Origin of the sequence: Microseira sp. BLCC-F43, from assembly GCF_041929235.1 — a bacterium.
GTDB lineage: Bacteria > Cyanobacteriota > Cyanobacteriia > Cyanobacteriales > Aerosakkonemataceae > Microseira.
Window position 1 is genome coordinate 23,950 of record NZ_JBHFNP010000019.1, and the last position, 15,126, is coordinate 39,075.

At 47.7% G+C, this 15,126-nt stretch carries 9 protein-coding genes; 7 read left to right on the forward strand and 2 right to left on the reverse strand.

The features are described from left to right. Positions 1–156: 156 nt before the first annotated feature. The 3 genes from ACE1CM_RS02235 (at position 157) to ACE1CM_RS02245 (ending at position 4,607) form a co-directional block, all read left to right on the forward strand. Complete coding sequence (locus ACE1CM_RS02235; RefSeq protein ID WP_374875772.1) at positions 157–1,515, forward strand: CmpA/NrtA family ABC transporter substrate-binding protein; 1,359 nt, start codon at positions 157–159, stop codon at positions 1,513–1,515. Between the two features lie 112 nt (positions 1,516–1,627). After that, positions 1,628–2,473, forward strand: coding sequence for a nitrate ABC transporter permease (ntrB, locus tag ACE1CM_RS02240; protein WP_374875773.1), 846 nt, complete (start codon positions 1,628–1,630; stop codon positions 2,471–2,473). Positions 2,474–2,537: 64 nt separating this feature from the next. Beyond that, entirely contained in the window at positions 2,538–4,607 is a 2,070-nt protein-coding gene (locus ACE1CM_RS02245; protein ID WP_374875805.1) for a nitrate ABC transporter ATP-binding protein, read from the forward strand. Between the two features lie 34 nt (positions 4,608–4,641). On the opposite strand, the gene ACE1CM_RS02250 is transcribed toward ACE1CM_RS02245, so the two are convergent. Next, positions 4,642–4,800, reverse strand: coding sequence for a hypothetical protein (locus tag ACE1CM_RS02250; protein WP_374875774.1), 159 nt, complete (start codon positions 4,798–4,800; stop codon positions 4,642–4,644). Between ACE1CM_RS02250 and ACE1CM_RS02255 the strand changes: the two genes are divergently transcribed. Both ACE1CM_RS02255 and ACE1CM_RS02260 read left to right on the forward strand, forming a co-directional pair. After that, positions 4,799–5,647 carry a nitrate ABC transporter ATP-binding protein gene (locus ACE1CM_RS02255; protein WP_374875775.1) on the forward strand — a complete coding sequence of 283 codons (849 nt, stop codon included), beginning with the start codon at positions 4,799–4,801 and terminating at the stop codon, positions 5,645–5,647. The two genes, ACE1CM_RS02250 and ACE1CM_RS02255, sit on opposite strands and share 2 nt — an antisense overlap. Before the next feature lie 477 nt (positions 5,648–6,124). Continuing rightward, positions 6,125–7,699: a response regulator gene (locus ACE1CM_RS02260; protein WP_374875776.1), complete on the forward strand. Its 1,575-nt coding sequence runs from the start codon at positions 6,125–6,127 to the stop codon at positions 7,697–7,699. On the opposite strand, the gene ACE1CM_RS02265 is transcribed toward ACE1CM_RS02260, so the two are convergent. After that, entirely contained in the window at positions 7,676–7,876 is a 201-nt protein-coding gene (locus ACE1CM_RS02265) for a hypothetical protein (RefSeq protein ID WP_374875777.1), read from the reverse strand. The genes ACE1CM_RS02260 and ACE1CM_RS02265 overlap by 24 nt on opposite strands. 257 nt (positions 7,877–8,133) lie before the next feature. Between ACE1CM_RS02265 and ACE1CM_RS02270 the strand changes: the two genes are divergently transcribed. Then, positions 8,134–8,319 (forward strand): hypothetical protein, encoded by a 186-nt coding sequence (locus ACE1CM_RS02270; RefSeq protein ID WP_374875778.1) that lies wholly within the window; start codon positions 8,134–8,136, stop codon positions 8,317–8,319. A 160-nt stretch (positions 8,320–8,479) separates the two neighbouring features. Further along, positions 8,480–15,034, forward strand: a complete 6,555-nt coding sequence (locus ACE1CM_RS02275; protein ID WP_374875779.1) for a HAMP domain-containing protein — start codon at positions 8,480–8,482, stop codon at positions 15,032–15,034. Positions 15,035–15,126 lie beyond the last annotated feature (92 nt).

Sequence of the window (15,126 nt, forward strand, 5' to 3'; positions counted from 1 at the left end):
TCCATCGATTTAATTTGTCTAAGATCCAGAGTAAAATTATTACCCGCTTGCAGAAAGCCAAAACGAACACCAACTTGCTATCAGATGCAACTTAATCCCCTCTAGATAGGGGGAGCCAAGCCGGAAAGAAACCAACTATCGTACAGGTAAAGAAAAATGACCAAGTTTTCCAGACGCAAATTCATCATCACCGCAGGCGCAACAGCAGCAGGAACTCTTTTAGCCCACGGCTGTACTTCAGGGAATAATACTACCGCCAACAATACGCCCGCTGCTAACAATGCACCCGCGGCAACTTCGAGTCCAGTCGTAGCTACCAACGTCAGCGCCGCCGACGCCCCAGAAGTGACGACAGCCAAACTGGGATATATCGCGCTGACCGACTCTGCACCCCTAATTATTGCCAAAGAAAAGGGGTTGTTTGAAAAGTATGGGATGAAGGATGTAGAAGTCCTCAAGCAAGCATCTTGGCCGGTTACTCGCGATAATTTAGAAATTGGTTCCACTGGCGGCGGTATCGACGGGGCGCACATTCTAACCCCCATGCCTTACTTTATGACCTTGGGTCAAACCAAGACCAAGCAAGCTATACCGATGTACATTTTGGCAAGGTTAAATACAAACGGTCAGGCGATTTCTATTGGCAATACTTACAAAGATGCCAAGATTGGCTTAGAAGCTAAAGCGCTTAAGGATGCATTCTCTCAAGCTAAAGCCAGCGGTAAAGACGAACTTAAAGTCGCCATTACCTTTCCCGGCGGTACTCACGACTTGTGGATGCGCTACTGGCTAGCAGCTAACGGCATTAATCCAGACCAAGAAGTTTCGGTAATTCCCGTTCCACCGCCGCAAATGGTGGCAAATATGAAGACGGGGAATATGGAAGCATTTTGCGTAGGGGAACCTTGGAACGCGCAATTGATTAACCAGGGGGCAGGTTATAGCGCTTTAGTGACAGGAGAACTGTGGAAAAACCACCCCGAAAAAGCTTTAGGAATGCGCGCAGATTGGGTGGATAAACATCCTAAAGCGGCGAAGGCAATTTTAAAAGCTGTCATGGAAGCGCAGCAGTGGTGCGAAAAGACGGAAAATAAAGAAGAAATGTGCCAAATTCTGTCGCAAGCGAAGTGGTTTAAAGTACCCGCAGCTGATATTATCGAACGGGCTAAAGGCAATATTGAATATGGCGATGGTCGTCCCGCGCTGCAAGCTAGCGACTTGCGGATGAAGTTCTGGGCAGATAATGCTTCCTATCCTTATAAGAGTCACGATTTGTGGTTCTTGACTGAAAATATTCGCTGGGGCAATATTCCGGCGGATACTAATACTAAGGAATTGGTTGATAAAGTCAACCGGGAAGATTTGTGGAGAGCAGCCGCTCAAGAATTGGGCGTACCGGCGGCCGAAATTCCCACCAGTCCTTCTCGCGGTGTCGAAACTTTCTTTGATGGCGTTACTTTCGATCCGGAAAACCCGGCAGCTTATTTGGCAAGTCTCAAGATTAAGAAGGCTTAATTAGTCAATAATGTAGCCGAGGCAGAGCCTCTAGGATTGAGTTCCCAGGCAGGAGCCTGGGAACTAGGGGAAGACAAAGTAATAACTGACGGCTGATAATTTGGAGGGTTTCATGACTGCTAGAAGCGATCGCAGATATTCAACTAATAACAATCCCCAGCAATTGTTGGGTAGTTGGTTCAAGAAAAATAATAAATATGTCTTGCCGCCAATTGTAGCGATCGCATTCTTTGCGATTGTCTGGCAAATTCTCTGTCCTCCCGGTTCCAAAGGCTTACCAGGGCCGATGCAAGTAATCGCCGATACGTGGGACCCTTACATCATCAATCCTTTCTTTGATAACGGTGGCACCGATAAAGGCTTGGCTTTGCAAGTCTTCGCCAGCTTGCAACGGGTAGCAATTGGCTTTTCTTTATCGGCAATTGTTGGCATCGCTTTGGGTATTTTTATTGGCGTCAATGACTTTGTTTTTCGCGCCGTAGACCCACTTTTTCAAGTGCTGCGTACCATTCCTCCCCTCGCTTGGTTACCGATTTCTCTTGCCGCGTTTCAACAAAGCAATCCTTCCGCAATCTTTGTAATTTTTATTACGGCGATTTGGCCGATTCTGATTAACACAACCGTTGGCGTACAGAACATTCCGCAAGATTACAGAAACGTCGCCAGGGTGTTGCGTCTAAAAAGTCATAAGTATTTCTTGAAGATCGTTCTGCCCGCTTCGGTTCCCTACATTTTTACCGGGTTGAAAATAGGAATTGGTTTATCCTGGTTGGCAATTGTTGCGGCTGAAATGTTAGTCGGCGGTGTAGGAATTGGTTTCTTTATCTGGGATGCTTACAACAACTCGCTGTTGTCCCAAATTATTGTCGCGCTGATTTACGTCGGGGTGGTCGGTCTGCTACTAGACAGGTTAGTTAGCTTCATCGGCAGCCTTCTAGTACCGCAAGAACATAAGTAGTTCGTAGTAGGCGATGGCAGCGCCTACTACAAACACAATTACCAATTACCAATTACCAATCACCATGTCTTTCTTCGTAGAAGTCGATCACATTGACCGCGTATTCCCGCTAGCTAATGGCGGTAAGTATATCGCCCTGAAGAATATCGAACTCAAGATTCGTAAAGGCGAGTTTATTTCCTTAATTGGTCACTCTGGTTGCGGTAAATCAACCCTGCTCAATATTATTGCCGGTTTGGATAAACCAAGTCACGGCGGCGTGATTTTAGAAGGTCGCCAAGTGACCGAACCGGGACCGGATCGCATGGTAGTATTCCAAAACTATTCGTTGCTGCCTTGGTTGACGGTACGGGAAAATATTGAATTGGCAGTTGATGAAGTTTATGGGTCGGAACCTAAAGGCTCTAGACGCGGAATTATCGAACAAAGTATTGATATGGTGGGACTGCGCCACGCCACCGATAAACGTCCGGGACAATTATCGGGGGGGATGAAACAACGGGTAGCAATCGCGCGCGCCCTTTCCATCCGTCCTAAACTATTACTCTTAGACGAACCCTTCGGCGCGTTGGACGCTTTAACGCGGGGTAACTTGCAAGAACAACTGATGCAAATTTGCCAGGAAAGTCACGTTACCTCGGTAATGGTTACCCACGATGTGGACGAAGCACTTCTATTATCCGACCGCGTTGTCATGTTAACTAATGGGCCAGAATCCCATATCGGTCAAATTTTAGAAGTGAATATTCCCCGCCCTCGCCATCGTTTGGAAGTGGTTAACCATCCCGATTATTATCACATGCGGGCCCAATTAATTAATCTCCTCAACCAGCAGAAGCGGGATAAACGACGCAAGGCAAAACAAGCCGCAGCTGCAACCGAAACTAAAGCAGCAAGTGCAACATCTGTCAAGCAAACTAAAGAAGTTGTCCGCAAAATCGTTTCTAAAGGTGGCAGGGAATTAGAAAAAGTTAAATTAGCCATTGGCTTTTTGCCTTTAACAGATTGCGCGCCGTTTGTGGTGGCTAAAGAAAAAGGTTTCTTCAAAAAACATGGGTTAGAAGAAGTCGATTTGGTGCGGGAAAGTAACTGGGATGCGATCGCAGAGGGTGTCGCCACGGGACGCCTAGACGCTGCCCAAATGGTGACGGCAATGCCCCTCGCAATGACGTTGGGTCTATTTGGCAACGCACCAGTAGCCACCTCTACAGCGATGGTTCTCAGCCGCAACGGTAACGCGATTACCTTAAGCGATAGATTCTACCAACAAGGGGTGCGGACATTAAGCGATTTTAAACGCGCGATCGGACAAAACAAAGACAAAGTTTACACCCTCGCCGTCGTTCACGAATGTTCGATGCACAACCTGATGCTGCGCTACTGGCTAGCTTCAGGTGGAATTGACCCCGACCGCGATGTAAACTTAGTCGTCGTTCCCCCACCAGAAATGGTCAACCAACTCAAAGCGGGAAACATCGACGGGTACTGCGTCGGCGAACCTTGGAACTGTCGCGCCGTTTACGAAGGATTGGGCTTCGTCATCGCCACCGACCTGGATATTTGGCCCGGAAACCCAGAAAAAGTGGTGGGAGTACGGGAAGATTGGGCAAATCAATATCCGAACCTGCACATCGCCCTCGTTAAAGCGCTTTTAGAAGCTTGCGAATACTGCGAAGACCGCCGCAATCGGGAAGAGATTATGCAATGGCTAACTCAAGCCCAATATGTCGGTGTCCCCGCCGAATATATTCGCCCAGGTTTCTTAGGATACTATCATCGGGGAACGGGTGCGCCGCCGCAACTAATGCCGCGTTTCAACCAATTCCACTTCGAGAATACTAATTGTCCGGGTCGCGCCGAAGGGTTATGGATATTAACTCAACTCGCCCGTTGGGGAATTACCGCCTTCCCCAAAAATTGGATCGAAATTCTCGAACGAGTCCGCCGGGTAGACTTATACGGCGAAGCCGCACGCCAATTAAATTGGTCCGATATGGAACCAGACCGCAAACCGTTTACCCTGTTCGACGGCGTTGTATTTAATCCTGACGATCCCCTAGGCTATCTCAAACGCTTAGAAATCAAACGCGAATTCAACGTTGAAGAAATTTTAGTCGATTCTCAAGCAGCGTAGAAGGGGCTAAAGGCTAGGGAAAGAAATTATTTTTCTATTCCCACTCCCAGCGCGCCACAACATTACCTATCTTCTTCCTTTCTTCTTTCTTGGCGTCCTTGGCGTCTTGGCGGTTCAATAAATAGATATTCTTCCCTAGCCAAACGAGTAAGCCTCCCCACTCCCTATCCCCTAGTCCCTTATTGATAACCATGCAAACATTCAACAGCACTCAAACAGCCTTAAAAAAACAGCAATCGGTACGGAAAAAAGACCCATTTTTAGTAATCGATAGCGTCACTAAAGTTTATCCCACTCCCAAAGGCCCTGCCGTTGTATTGGATGGGATTGACTTAACAGTTTACGAAGGCGAATTTATCTGCCTCATCGGTCACTCTGGCTGCGGTAAATCCACCCTGTTGAACATGGTATCCGGGTTCCAAACACCGACAACGGGAGAAGTGCGACTGCAAACTCGGCGCATTACCGAACCAGGACCCGACCGCATGGTAGTGTTTCAAAATTACTGTTTGCTGCCTTGGATGACCGCGTTTGATAATGTTTACTTAGCCGTAGACGAAGTTTATCCCGAAAAATCCAAAGCCGAGAAAACTGCGATCGCGCGCGAACATCTGGAAATGGTCGGACTGGGAGAAGCAATGTACAAGCGTCCCACCCAATTATCCGGCGGGATGAAACAACGGGTGGCGATCGCCCGCGCCTTAGCTATTCGTCCCCAAGTGCTAATTTTAGACGAACCCTTCGGCGCATTAGATGCCCTGACGCGGGAAGAATTGCAAGACGAACTTCTAGCCATCTGGCGCGAACATCGGGTAACGGTATTAATGATTACCCACGAAATCGATGAAGCACTGTATTTGGCAGATCGCCTCGTGATGATGACCAACGGCCCTGCGGCTAAAATTGGCGAAGTGTTGGAGATTCCGTTTGAACGTCCGCGCGATCGCGAGGAAATTATGGAAGACCAAACTTACTACGACCTCCGCAACTACGCTTTAGACTTCCTGTATCGGCGCTATGCCCATGATGATGTAGATTAATTATGGTTGATGCGGTCATAGATAGTGCTAATTGCTAATTGCTAATTGCTAATGGCAAGAACAGCCTGTTTATCACCGTCCGAAGTATATTTTTGTCTACCCGTCAAGTCATTGTAGGGAACATCAATAGGCTTTGCCCAAAACCGGAAGATTTTCTACTGCCGTGCCCCGACCACAATTTTGATATTGTAGGGGCACGCCACCCATCAGCTTTGCCCAAAACCGGAAGATTTTCTACTGCCCTGCCCCGACAACCAATTTTGATCGTTTAGATGCAACCGGAAACGATATTAGAACCCACAATATTTAAGTATATTTAAGCAGAATTTTTGTCACAGTTGTTAGCCGTCTACCCCTAAAACCAGTAAAACCTTTCGGTAACAGCTGCCCTGGGGCGATCGCTAGCGACCGTTCAGGATTAATCTGGATTATAGGAGATATTTCGCTCTCGCCAAGTCTTGAGGGTAACTAGCCGCCGTGAGAATTTTGCTAGTAGAAGACGATGAGCATCTGGCTCAAGTGCTGAAAGACACGCTGACAAACCAGCATTATCTAGTCGATCTGGCTTTAGATGGTCAAGCTGGTTGGAACTTGGCCGAAGGTATCCAATATGACTTGATTTTGCTCGATTTGATGCTGCCGAAGCTCGACGGGATTAGTCTTTGCAAACGGCTGCGACAAGCTCAAAATAGCACCCCTGTGCTTTTAGTCACCGCCCAATCCACCAGTACCAGCAAGGTGATGGCGTTAGACGCCGGGGCAGATGATTACGTCGTTAAACCATTTGATTTCCAAGAGTTATTAGCCCGGATACGCGCTTTACTGCGTCGAGGCAATACCACCAGTTCGCCAGTGATAGAGTGGGGAAATCTTCGTCTTGATCCCAGTAGCTGTGAAGTTACTTACAACGGTCAACTCCTGCATTTGACTGCTAAAGAGTATGGCCTGCTCGAGCTTTTCTTACGCAACAGTAATAAGATATACAGTTCCAGTGCCCTGCTCGATCACCTGTGGTCATTTGACGAACCCCCTTCAGAAAATACCGTCAGAGCGCATATTAAGAGTTTGCGATCTAAACTCAAACAAGCTGGGGCTAAAGCCGATCTGATCGAAACAGTCTATCGCCTGGGGTATCGGCTCAAACCAAGAGAAACAGAGCTCTGGAGCAGGGGAGCTCTGGAGCAGGAGAGCGGGGGGGAATCTGCTATGCCCCATGTCAAATCGGCTATTTCTGGTATTTGGGAGCGATATAAACAGAAGTACCTCGCTCGCATTGCGGTTTTAGAACAAGCGATCGCTGCCCTAGAACAAAGCAACCTGACTGAAGAATTACGCCAGTCCGCTCTCAGGGAAGCACACACCCTCGTGGGTTCCCTGGGCAGCTTTGGTTTCGAGAAAGCCTCCCACCTCTCTCGTAAAATTGAACAAACCTTTAAAGCCGATACAAACCCGAATCCGGGGCAAATAGAGCATTTACCTCAACTCGTTCTGGAATTGCGGCAAGAATTAGAGCGAGAGAAAGCCACTCCATCCCTACCAACACCCGCCCCGATTCCCCTCAAGCAGCAATCCCAACTGTTAATTGTCGATGACGATACCGCCCTCACCGCACATTTGATAACCGAGGCGACAACCTGGGGAATGCAGGCTGCCGCTGCTGATAATTTATCCAAAGCCAGAGAATTGATCGCTCATACCCGCCCCGATGCCGTGTTGCTCGATCTGTGCTTCCCCGACTCGGCAGAAAACGGATTTGGACTGTTAGCGGAATTGGCAACTTCTCAACCTCCCATACCAGTGTTGGTGTTTACAGCGCGGGAGAATTTGAGCGCTCGCATCACCGCCGCCCAACTCGGGGCTAGGGGTTTCCTGCACAAACCCGTGTCGGCGAGTCGGGTGATGGAAGCGATCGCCCAAATCCTGCAACAATCCACCACCCCCGAAGCCAAGTTACTCGTAGTCGATGCCGACCCCCAAGTGTTCGATTTGTTACGCACATTACTCGAACCTTGGGGCTTCGAGCTTGCCCTACCAAAGAACGCGCAAAATTAATCGCAGGTGACCAGGTAAGCCATTTGCAGCCAGATCGATGCCGGTAGTAGCACGGCATTCTACCATGTTTGAACTGGCGATCAAACTTACTCCTGCCGTGCCCCGACGACAATGTGGCGTCAGTTGGTGAAATACACCCAGAGGCATTTGCCGCCAGATCGATGCCGGTAGGGGCACGGCATTCTACCATGTTTGAACTGGCGATCAAACTTACTCCTGCCGTGCCCCGACGACAATGTGGCGTTGCACCCTGTTGAAAACCGCTGTAAGTCGTCACCCCAAGTAAATGCCGATTACCCGTTCAAAGTTTAGTTTTGTAAACACTCAGCCTAATTCACAGAATCTTCACAACACAGGTATAGCTTAAATTACAGAACAAGCTCAGTCATAACTGAGTCGGAATTTTAACAATAAGTAACGATTTAATTAGTTTTATGACACCCTGCCCTTGTTGCTCCTACCCCATGCTGCGCCACGCTCGTCCTCAACAAATTTACTGGTATTGTAACCACTGTCGCCAAGAAATGCCCAATTTATCTGCTAGAGAAGAAATACTATTTCAGAAGGATAAATTAGAGAAGCTGATTAATCGCTCACCCTTGGTTGTTGCGAGAACTTGAGATACAACCTTTTCCAACGCAGACTACTAGCACTATAAAGCTTGTCATACCGATGACAAACTGAAACAAAATTAAGACTTTTTTAACTAAAACACCTAGTGCTTTCGCTGGGTGTATTCTGCCGTTATCGCACCACCACGAACGCCAATTTCCTAAGACTATGCCCACCGCGCAAATCACCGATACAGAGTATCTAGATGCCAGACAACTCCTAAAAGTCCTGAACTCCGTTAAAAAAGGCGATTTTTCGGTAAGAATGCCGATAGATCAAACGGGTTTAGCTGGAAAAATAGCCGACAGCCTCAACGATATTATCGAGCTAAATCAAAGAATGGTGCAGGAGTTCGATCGCATCAGTACGGTGGTGGGGAAAGAAGGAAAAATTACTCAGCGTGCCTCATTAGGAAGTGCGGGTGGTTCTTGGACAGATTGCGTTGAATCTGTCAATACCCTAATTACAGATTTAGTCCAACCAATGGCGGAAACGTCGCGGGTAATTCGGGCAGTTGCTAACGGCGATCTTTCCCAAACGATCGCATTGGAAATTGACGGTAGTCTACTCAAGGGCGAATTTCTCCAAACCGGGCAAATCGTCAACACGATGGTGGCGCAGTTGAACTCCTTCGCTTCGGAAGTGATCCGGGTGGCGCGGGAAGTCGGTACGGAAGGCAAGTTGGGCGGGCAAGCAGAAGTCAAAGGGGTTGCGGGAACTTGGAAAGATTTGACGGATAATGTCAATTTGATGGCGGGGAATTTGACTGCCCAGGTGCGGAATATTGCCGAAGTCACGAAGGCAGTAGCAAATGGGGATTTATCTAAGAAAATTACGGTTGATGTGAAAGGGGAAATTTTGGAGTTGAAAGACACCGTTAACGTAATGGTGGATCAACTTAATTCGTTTGCATCGGAAGTAACAAGGGTAGCGCGGGAAGTCGGATCGGAAGGCAAGTTGGGAGTGCAAGCAGAAGTGCGAGGCGTTGCCGGAACTTGGAAAGATTTGACCGATTCGGTAAACTCGATGGCGGGGAATTTAACTGCCCAAGTGCGAAACATTGCCGAAGTGACAACGGCGGTAGCAAATGGCGATTTATCGAAGAAGATTACCGTTGATGTGAGAGGGGAAATTTTAGAACTGAAAAACACCATCAATATTATGGTGGATCAGCTTTCTTCTTTTGCCTCGGAAGTAACGCGGGTGGCGCGGGAAGTTGGATCGGAAGGTAAATTGGGGGTGCAAGCAGAAGTTCGAGGCGTTGCCGGGACTTGGAAAGATTTAACCGATTCGGTAAACTCGATGGCGGGGAATTTAACTGCCCAAGTGCGGAATATTGCTGAAGTGGCGACGGCGATCGCTAACGGCGACCTCTCCAAAAAAATTACCGTTGATGTGAGAGGGGAAATTTTAGAACTGAAAAACACCATCAATATCATGGTGGATCAGCTTTCTTCCTTTGCCTCGGAAGTGACGCGGGTGGCGCGGGAAGTGGGAAGCGAAGGCAAGTTGGGGGTGCAAGCAGAAGTTAAGGGAGTTGCGGGAACTTGGAAAGACTTGACGGATAACGTCAACTCGATGGCGGGGAATTTGACCGGACAGGTGCGAAATATTGCCGAAGTGGCGACAGCGATCGCTAACGGCGACTTATCTAAAAAAATTACAGTACAAGTTAAAGGGGAAATTTTAGAACTGAAGAACACCATCAATATCATGGTGGATCAGCTATCTTCTTTTGCCTCTGAAGTAACAAGAGTCGCGCGGGAAGTTGGCAGCGAAGGCAAATTAGGCGGGCAAGCAGATGTGCGAGGGGTAGCGGGAACTTGGAAAGATTTAACCGATAGCGTGAACTTTATGGCAGGTAGTTTAACTTCCCAAGTGCGAAACATTGCGGAAGTAACGACGGCGGTAGCAAATGGCGACCTTTCTAAGAAAATTACCGTTGATGTAAAGGGGGAAATTTTAGAACTGAAAAACACCGTTAACGTGATGGTGGATCAATTAAATTCCTTTGCTTCGGAAGTAACAAGGGTGGCGCGCGAGGTGGGAACAGAAGGCAAACTCGGCGTGCAAGCAGAAGTGCGAGGCGTAGCGGGAACTTGGAAAGATTTAACCGACTCGGTAAACTCGATGGCGGGGAATTTAACTGCCCAAGTACGGAACATTGCCGAAGTGACGACGGCGGTAGCAAATGGCGATCTTTCTAAGAAAATCACCGTGGATGTCAAAGGGGAAATTTTAGAACTGAAAAATACCATCAATATCATGGTGGATCAGCTTTCTTCCTTTGCTTCTGAAGTAACAAGAGTCGCGCGGGAAGTCGGAAGCGAAGGCAAACTCGGCGTGCAAGCAGATGTGCGAGGAGTTGCGGGAACTTGGAAGGATTTAACCGACAGCGTCAACTTTATGGCAGGTAGTTTAACTGCCCAAGTACGGAACATTGCCGCAGTAACAACGGCGGTAGCAAATGGCGACCTTTCTAAGAAAATTACCGTTGATGTTAAAGGGGAAATTTTAGAACTGAAAAACACCGTCAACGTCATGGTCGATCAGTTGAATTCCTTTGCTTCTGAAGTAACTCGCGTGGCGCGGGAAGTAGGAACAGAAGGCAAGTTGGGAGTCCAAGCAGAAGTTAAAGGAGTGGCAGGAACTTGGAAAGACTTGACCGATTCGGTAAACTCAATGGCATCGAGTTTAACTGCCCAAGTACGAAACATCGCCGAAGTAACGACGGCGGTAGCGAATGGCGACCTTTCTAAGAAAGTGACCGTTGATGTAAAAGGGGAAATTCTCGAACTGAAGAACACCGTTAACACGATGGTCGATCAGTTGAATTCCTTTGCTTCGGAAGTAACTAGAGTCGCCCGCGAAGTGGGTACGGAAGGTAAATTGGGCGTGCAAGCGTATGTCCGAGGCGTCGCGGGAACTTGGAAAGATTTGACCGATAACGTCAATTTAATGGCGGGGAATTTGACTGCCCAAGTAAGAAACATTGCCGAAGTGACAAAGGCGGTAGCAAATGGCGATCTTTCTAAGAAAATTACCGTCGATGTGAAGGGAGAAATTCTGGATCTGAAGAATACGATTAACGTCATGGTGGATCAGCTTTCTTCCTTTGCTTCGGAAGTAACAAGGGTAGCGCGGGAAGTAGGTACGGAAGGGAAATTAGGCGGACAAGCGCAGGTAATGGGAGTTGCCGGAACTTGGAAAGATTTGACGGATAACGTGAATTCGATGGCAAGTAACTTGACTGCCCAAGTGCGAGGGATTGCCAAAATTGTCACCGCAGTGGCGAATGGGGATTTGAAGCGCAAATTAATGTTAGACGCCAAAGGAGAAATTGAAACTTTGGCAGATACGATTAACGAAATGATCGACACATTGGCGACGTTTGCGGATCAGGTTACTACAGTGGCGCGGGAAGTAGGAATTGAAGGGAAATTAGGCGGACAAGCGAAAGTTCCGGGCGCGGCGGGAACTTGGCGGGCGCTGACGGATAACGTCAACGAATTGGCGGCGAATTTGACCACACAGGTACGCGCGATCGCCGAAGTCGCTACCGCCGTTACCAAAGGCGATCTCACTCGTTCTATTTCAGTAGAAGCGCAAGGCGAAGTCGCCATCCTCAAAGATAATATCAACCAAATGATCGCCAATCTGCGCGAAACAACCCAGAAGAACACCGAACAAGATTGGTTAAAAACCAACCTCGCCAAATTTACCCGCATGTTGCAGGGACAGCGCGACTTAGAAACAGTTTCCAAACTGATTCTCTCCGAATTAGCACCCCTGGTTGGCGCATCCCACGGCGTATTCTACTTAATGGAAACCGGCGACCATCAATCGTATCTGAAATTAATCAGCACCTACGCCTACCGCGAACGCAAGCATATCTCGAATCGCTTCCACTTGGGTGAAGGATTGGTGGGACAAGCGGCGATCGAAAAACAGCGGATTCTGATTACAGAAGTGCCAAGCGATTATATAAAGATTAATTCCGGTCTGGGGGAAGCACCGCCGCTAAATGTGGTCGAATTACCAGTTTTGTTTGAAGGACAAGTGACAGCGGTGATCGAATTAGCATCTTTCCGCCGCTTTAACGAGATTCACCTGACCTTCTTCGATCAGCTAACCGAAAGCATTGCCATCGTTCTGAACACGATTGCCGCTTCGATGCGTACCGAAGAATTGCTCAAACAATCCCAATCCTTGGCAGAAGAGTTGCAAACTCAGCAAAACGAATTGCGGGAAACCAACCAGCGATTAGAACAACAAGCGAAATCGCTGCAAACATCGGAAGAACTGCTGAAGAAACAGCAAGAACAACTACAACAAACAAACGAAGAACTGAAAGAGAAAGCCAGATTATTATCGCTGCAAAACGAAGAAGTAGAACTGAAAAACAGCGAAATTGACCAAGCAAGGATGTCTTTGGAAGAAAAAGCAGAACAACTGGCATTGACTTCTAAATATAAATCCCAGTTCCTCGCCAACATGTCCCACGAATTGCGAACGCCGCTTAACAGTTTGCTGCTTTTAGCTGGACTGCTGTCGCAAAATAATGATGGCAACCTGACTAGCAAGCAAGTCGAATACACTCAAACAATTTACTCAGCAGGTAACGACCTGTTGGCGCTGATTAACGACATTTTGGATCTGGCAAAAATCGAATCGGGAACGATTGCGATTGAAATCGACCAAATGCTGTTTAGCGATTTGAAAGAATATCTAGAACGCACCTTTCGTTCTGTCGCCCAGGATAAAAAGCTAAATTTTAAAGTCGAATTGGCACCATCCTTGCCCCGCGCCATTTATACCGATGCCAAACGCTTGCAACAAGTGTTGAAAAATCTCCTTTCCAATGCGTTTAAATTTACCGAACGAGGAGAGATCCGCTTGTGGATTGAACCCGCTGTTTCTGGGTGGAATCCCGATATAAATAGCTTGAATCGCGCTGATATGGTGATAGCTTTCGCGGTTAGCGATACGGGGATTGGCATTCCGCCCGAAAAGCATAAAATCATTTTTGAAGCATTTCAGCAAGCAGATGGCACCACGAGTCGCAAATATGGCGGTACCGGATTGGGATTGTCAATTAGTCGAGAAATTGCCCAGCTTTTGGGCGGGGAAATTACGTTACTTAGCAATCCAGGCAAAGGCAGTACGTTTACACTCTACCTGCCACAATTGAAAAACGGAGTTGCCAAAATAGGGGAAACTCAACTAGCAATCTCAGGGGAAAATTTACCAACCCTATTTCATCCTGAAGTAGGGTCAAATCTGCGCTTACAAGTGCCAGATGCGAATGCAAAACAGCAGGTACAAAAAGAAAGCGATCGCCACTCAGAAAAAATTCCTCTACCTATCTCCTCACCAACACCTACCCCCATCCCCGCGTCCCCCCCTCCCCGCGTCCCCGCGTCCTCTTCCTCCGCGTCCCCCCCTCCCCGCGTCCCCGCGTCCTCTTCCCATATTCCCGAGTCAAATTATCAACCCTTAAGCGATGACCGGGGACAAATTCAACCCGGAGATCGGGTGGTACTAATAATAGACGACGACTTTAACTTTGCTCACGTTTTGTTGCAGATGGCGCGGGAAACAGGTTTTAAAGGCATCATTGCTTTGCAAGGGGAAACAGGATTAGCTTTGGCATCGCAATTTCACCCGGATGCTATCTTCTTAGATATCCAATTGCCGGTGATGAATGGATGGACAGTTCTCGATTGTTTAAAACACGACGCCAAAACGCGGCACATCCCCGTTTATATTCTCACGGTAATTGAATCAGAACACCAACGCGGTCTCAAACAAGGGGCAGTTTCCTATCTGCAAAAACCTGTTACTACAGCTGCATTATCTCAAGCATTGGTGAACTTGAAAGCTTTTGCCGAACGCCAGGTGAAAAACCTGCTAGTAGTGCAAGCAGATCCAACCGAACGCGACAGTATCGTTGAGTTGCTTTCCGGCGATGACGTTTCTATAACTGCTGTCGGAAAAGGAGTAGCAGCGCTAGAAGCGCTAGGACAACAACGATTTGATTGCATCGTGCTGGATTTGATTTTGCCAGATATCAACGGATTGGAATTAATCAAACAAATTCAGCAACGAGTCAGGAGTCATCAAACCCAAGGATTGATGTTTTTACCGATAATTGTTTACACAGATAAGGAGTTAACCCAGCAAGAAACAACCGCACTCAAACAAGCGATCGCTAGAATTATCATCAAAGATGACCAAGCGATCGCGCGCCTTCTCGACCAAACCAGTTTATTCCTACATCGCTCAAAAGCCAATCTCGAATTAGAGAAACAGCAGATGCTGGATCGCTACCATCAAAGCATACCCGAACTGGCAGGCAAAAAAGTTCTGATCGTCGATGACGACGTGCGGAATGTTTTCGCCCTCACCAGTATGTTGGAGTACTATCGCATCCAAGTCGTGTACGCTGATAATGGCTCAAATGGCATTTTCATGTTGCAAAACACCCCCGACATCGATATCGTCCTGATGGACGTAATGATGCCGGAAATGGACGGATACGAAACTATGCGTACTATTCGCCAGATGAATCAATTCCATTCTTTGCCAATCGTCGCCCTCACCGCTAAAGCTATGCAAGGCGATCGGGAAAAGTGCATCGAAGCTGGTGCATCTGACTATATTACCAAGCCCGTGAACATGCAACAGTTACTTTCTCTCCTCCGCGTATGGTTGTATCAATAATGTTCTTGTATTTACAGCTTGCACTAAGGGAGGTAGAACCTCCCAGATTTCGTTCCCAGGTTGAACCTGGGAACGAGTTAAGAGTTAAACGA

What these genes read in the sequence shown, in the direction of transcription:
- ntrB (WP_374875773.1), top strand. Translation starts at nt 1,628, where the DNA reads ATGACTGCTAGAAGCGATCGCAGATATTCAACTAATAACAATCCCCAG.
- ACE1CM_RS02235 (WP_374875772.1), top strand. Translation starts at nt 157, where the DNA reads ATGACCAAGTTTTCCAGACGCAAATTCATCATCACCGCAGGCGCAACA.
- ACE1CM_RS02255 (WP_374875775.1), top strand. Translation starts at nt 4,799, where the DNA reads ATGCAAACATTCAACAGCACTCAAACAGCCTTAAAAAAACAGCAATCG.
- ACE1CM_RS02245 (WP_374875805.1), top strand. Translation starts at nt 2,538, where the DNA reads ATGTCTTTCTTCGTAGAAGTCGATCACATTGACCGCGTATTCCCGCTA.
- ACE1CM_RS02275 (WP_374875779.1), top strand. Translation starts at nt 8,480, where the DNA reads ATGCCCACCGCGCAAATCACCGATACAGAGTATCTAGATGCCAGACAA.
- ACE1CM_RS02270 (WP_374875778.1), top strand. Translation starts at nt 8,134, where the DNA reads ATGACACCCTGCCCTTGTTGCTCCTACCCCATGCTGCGCCACGCTCGT.
- ACE1CM_RS02250 (WP_374875774.1), bottom strand. Translation starts at nt 4,800, where the DNA reads ATGGTTATCAATAAGGGACTAGGGGATAGGGAGTGGGGAGGCTTACTC.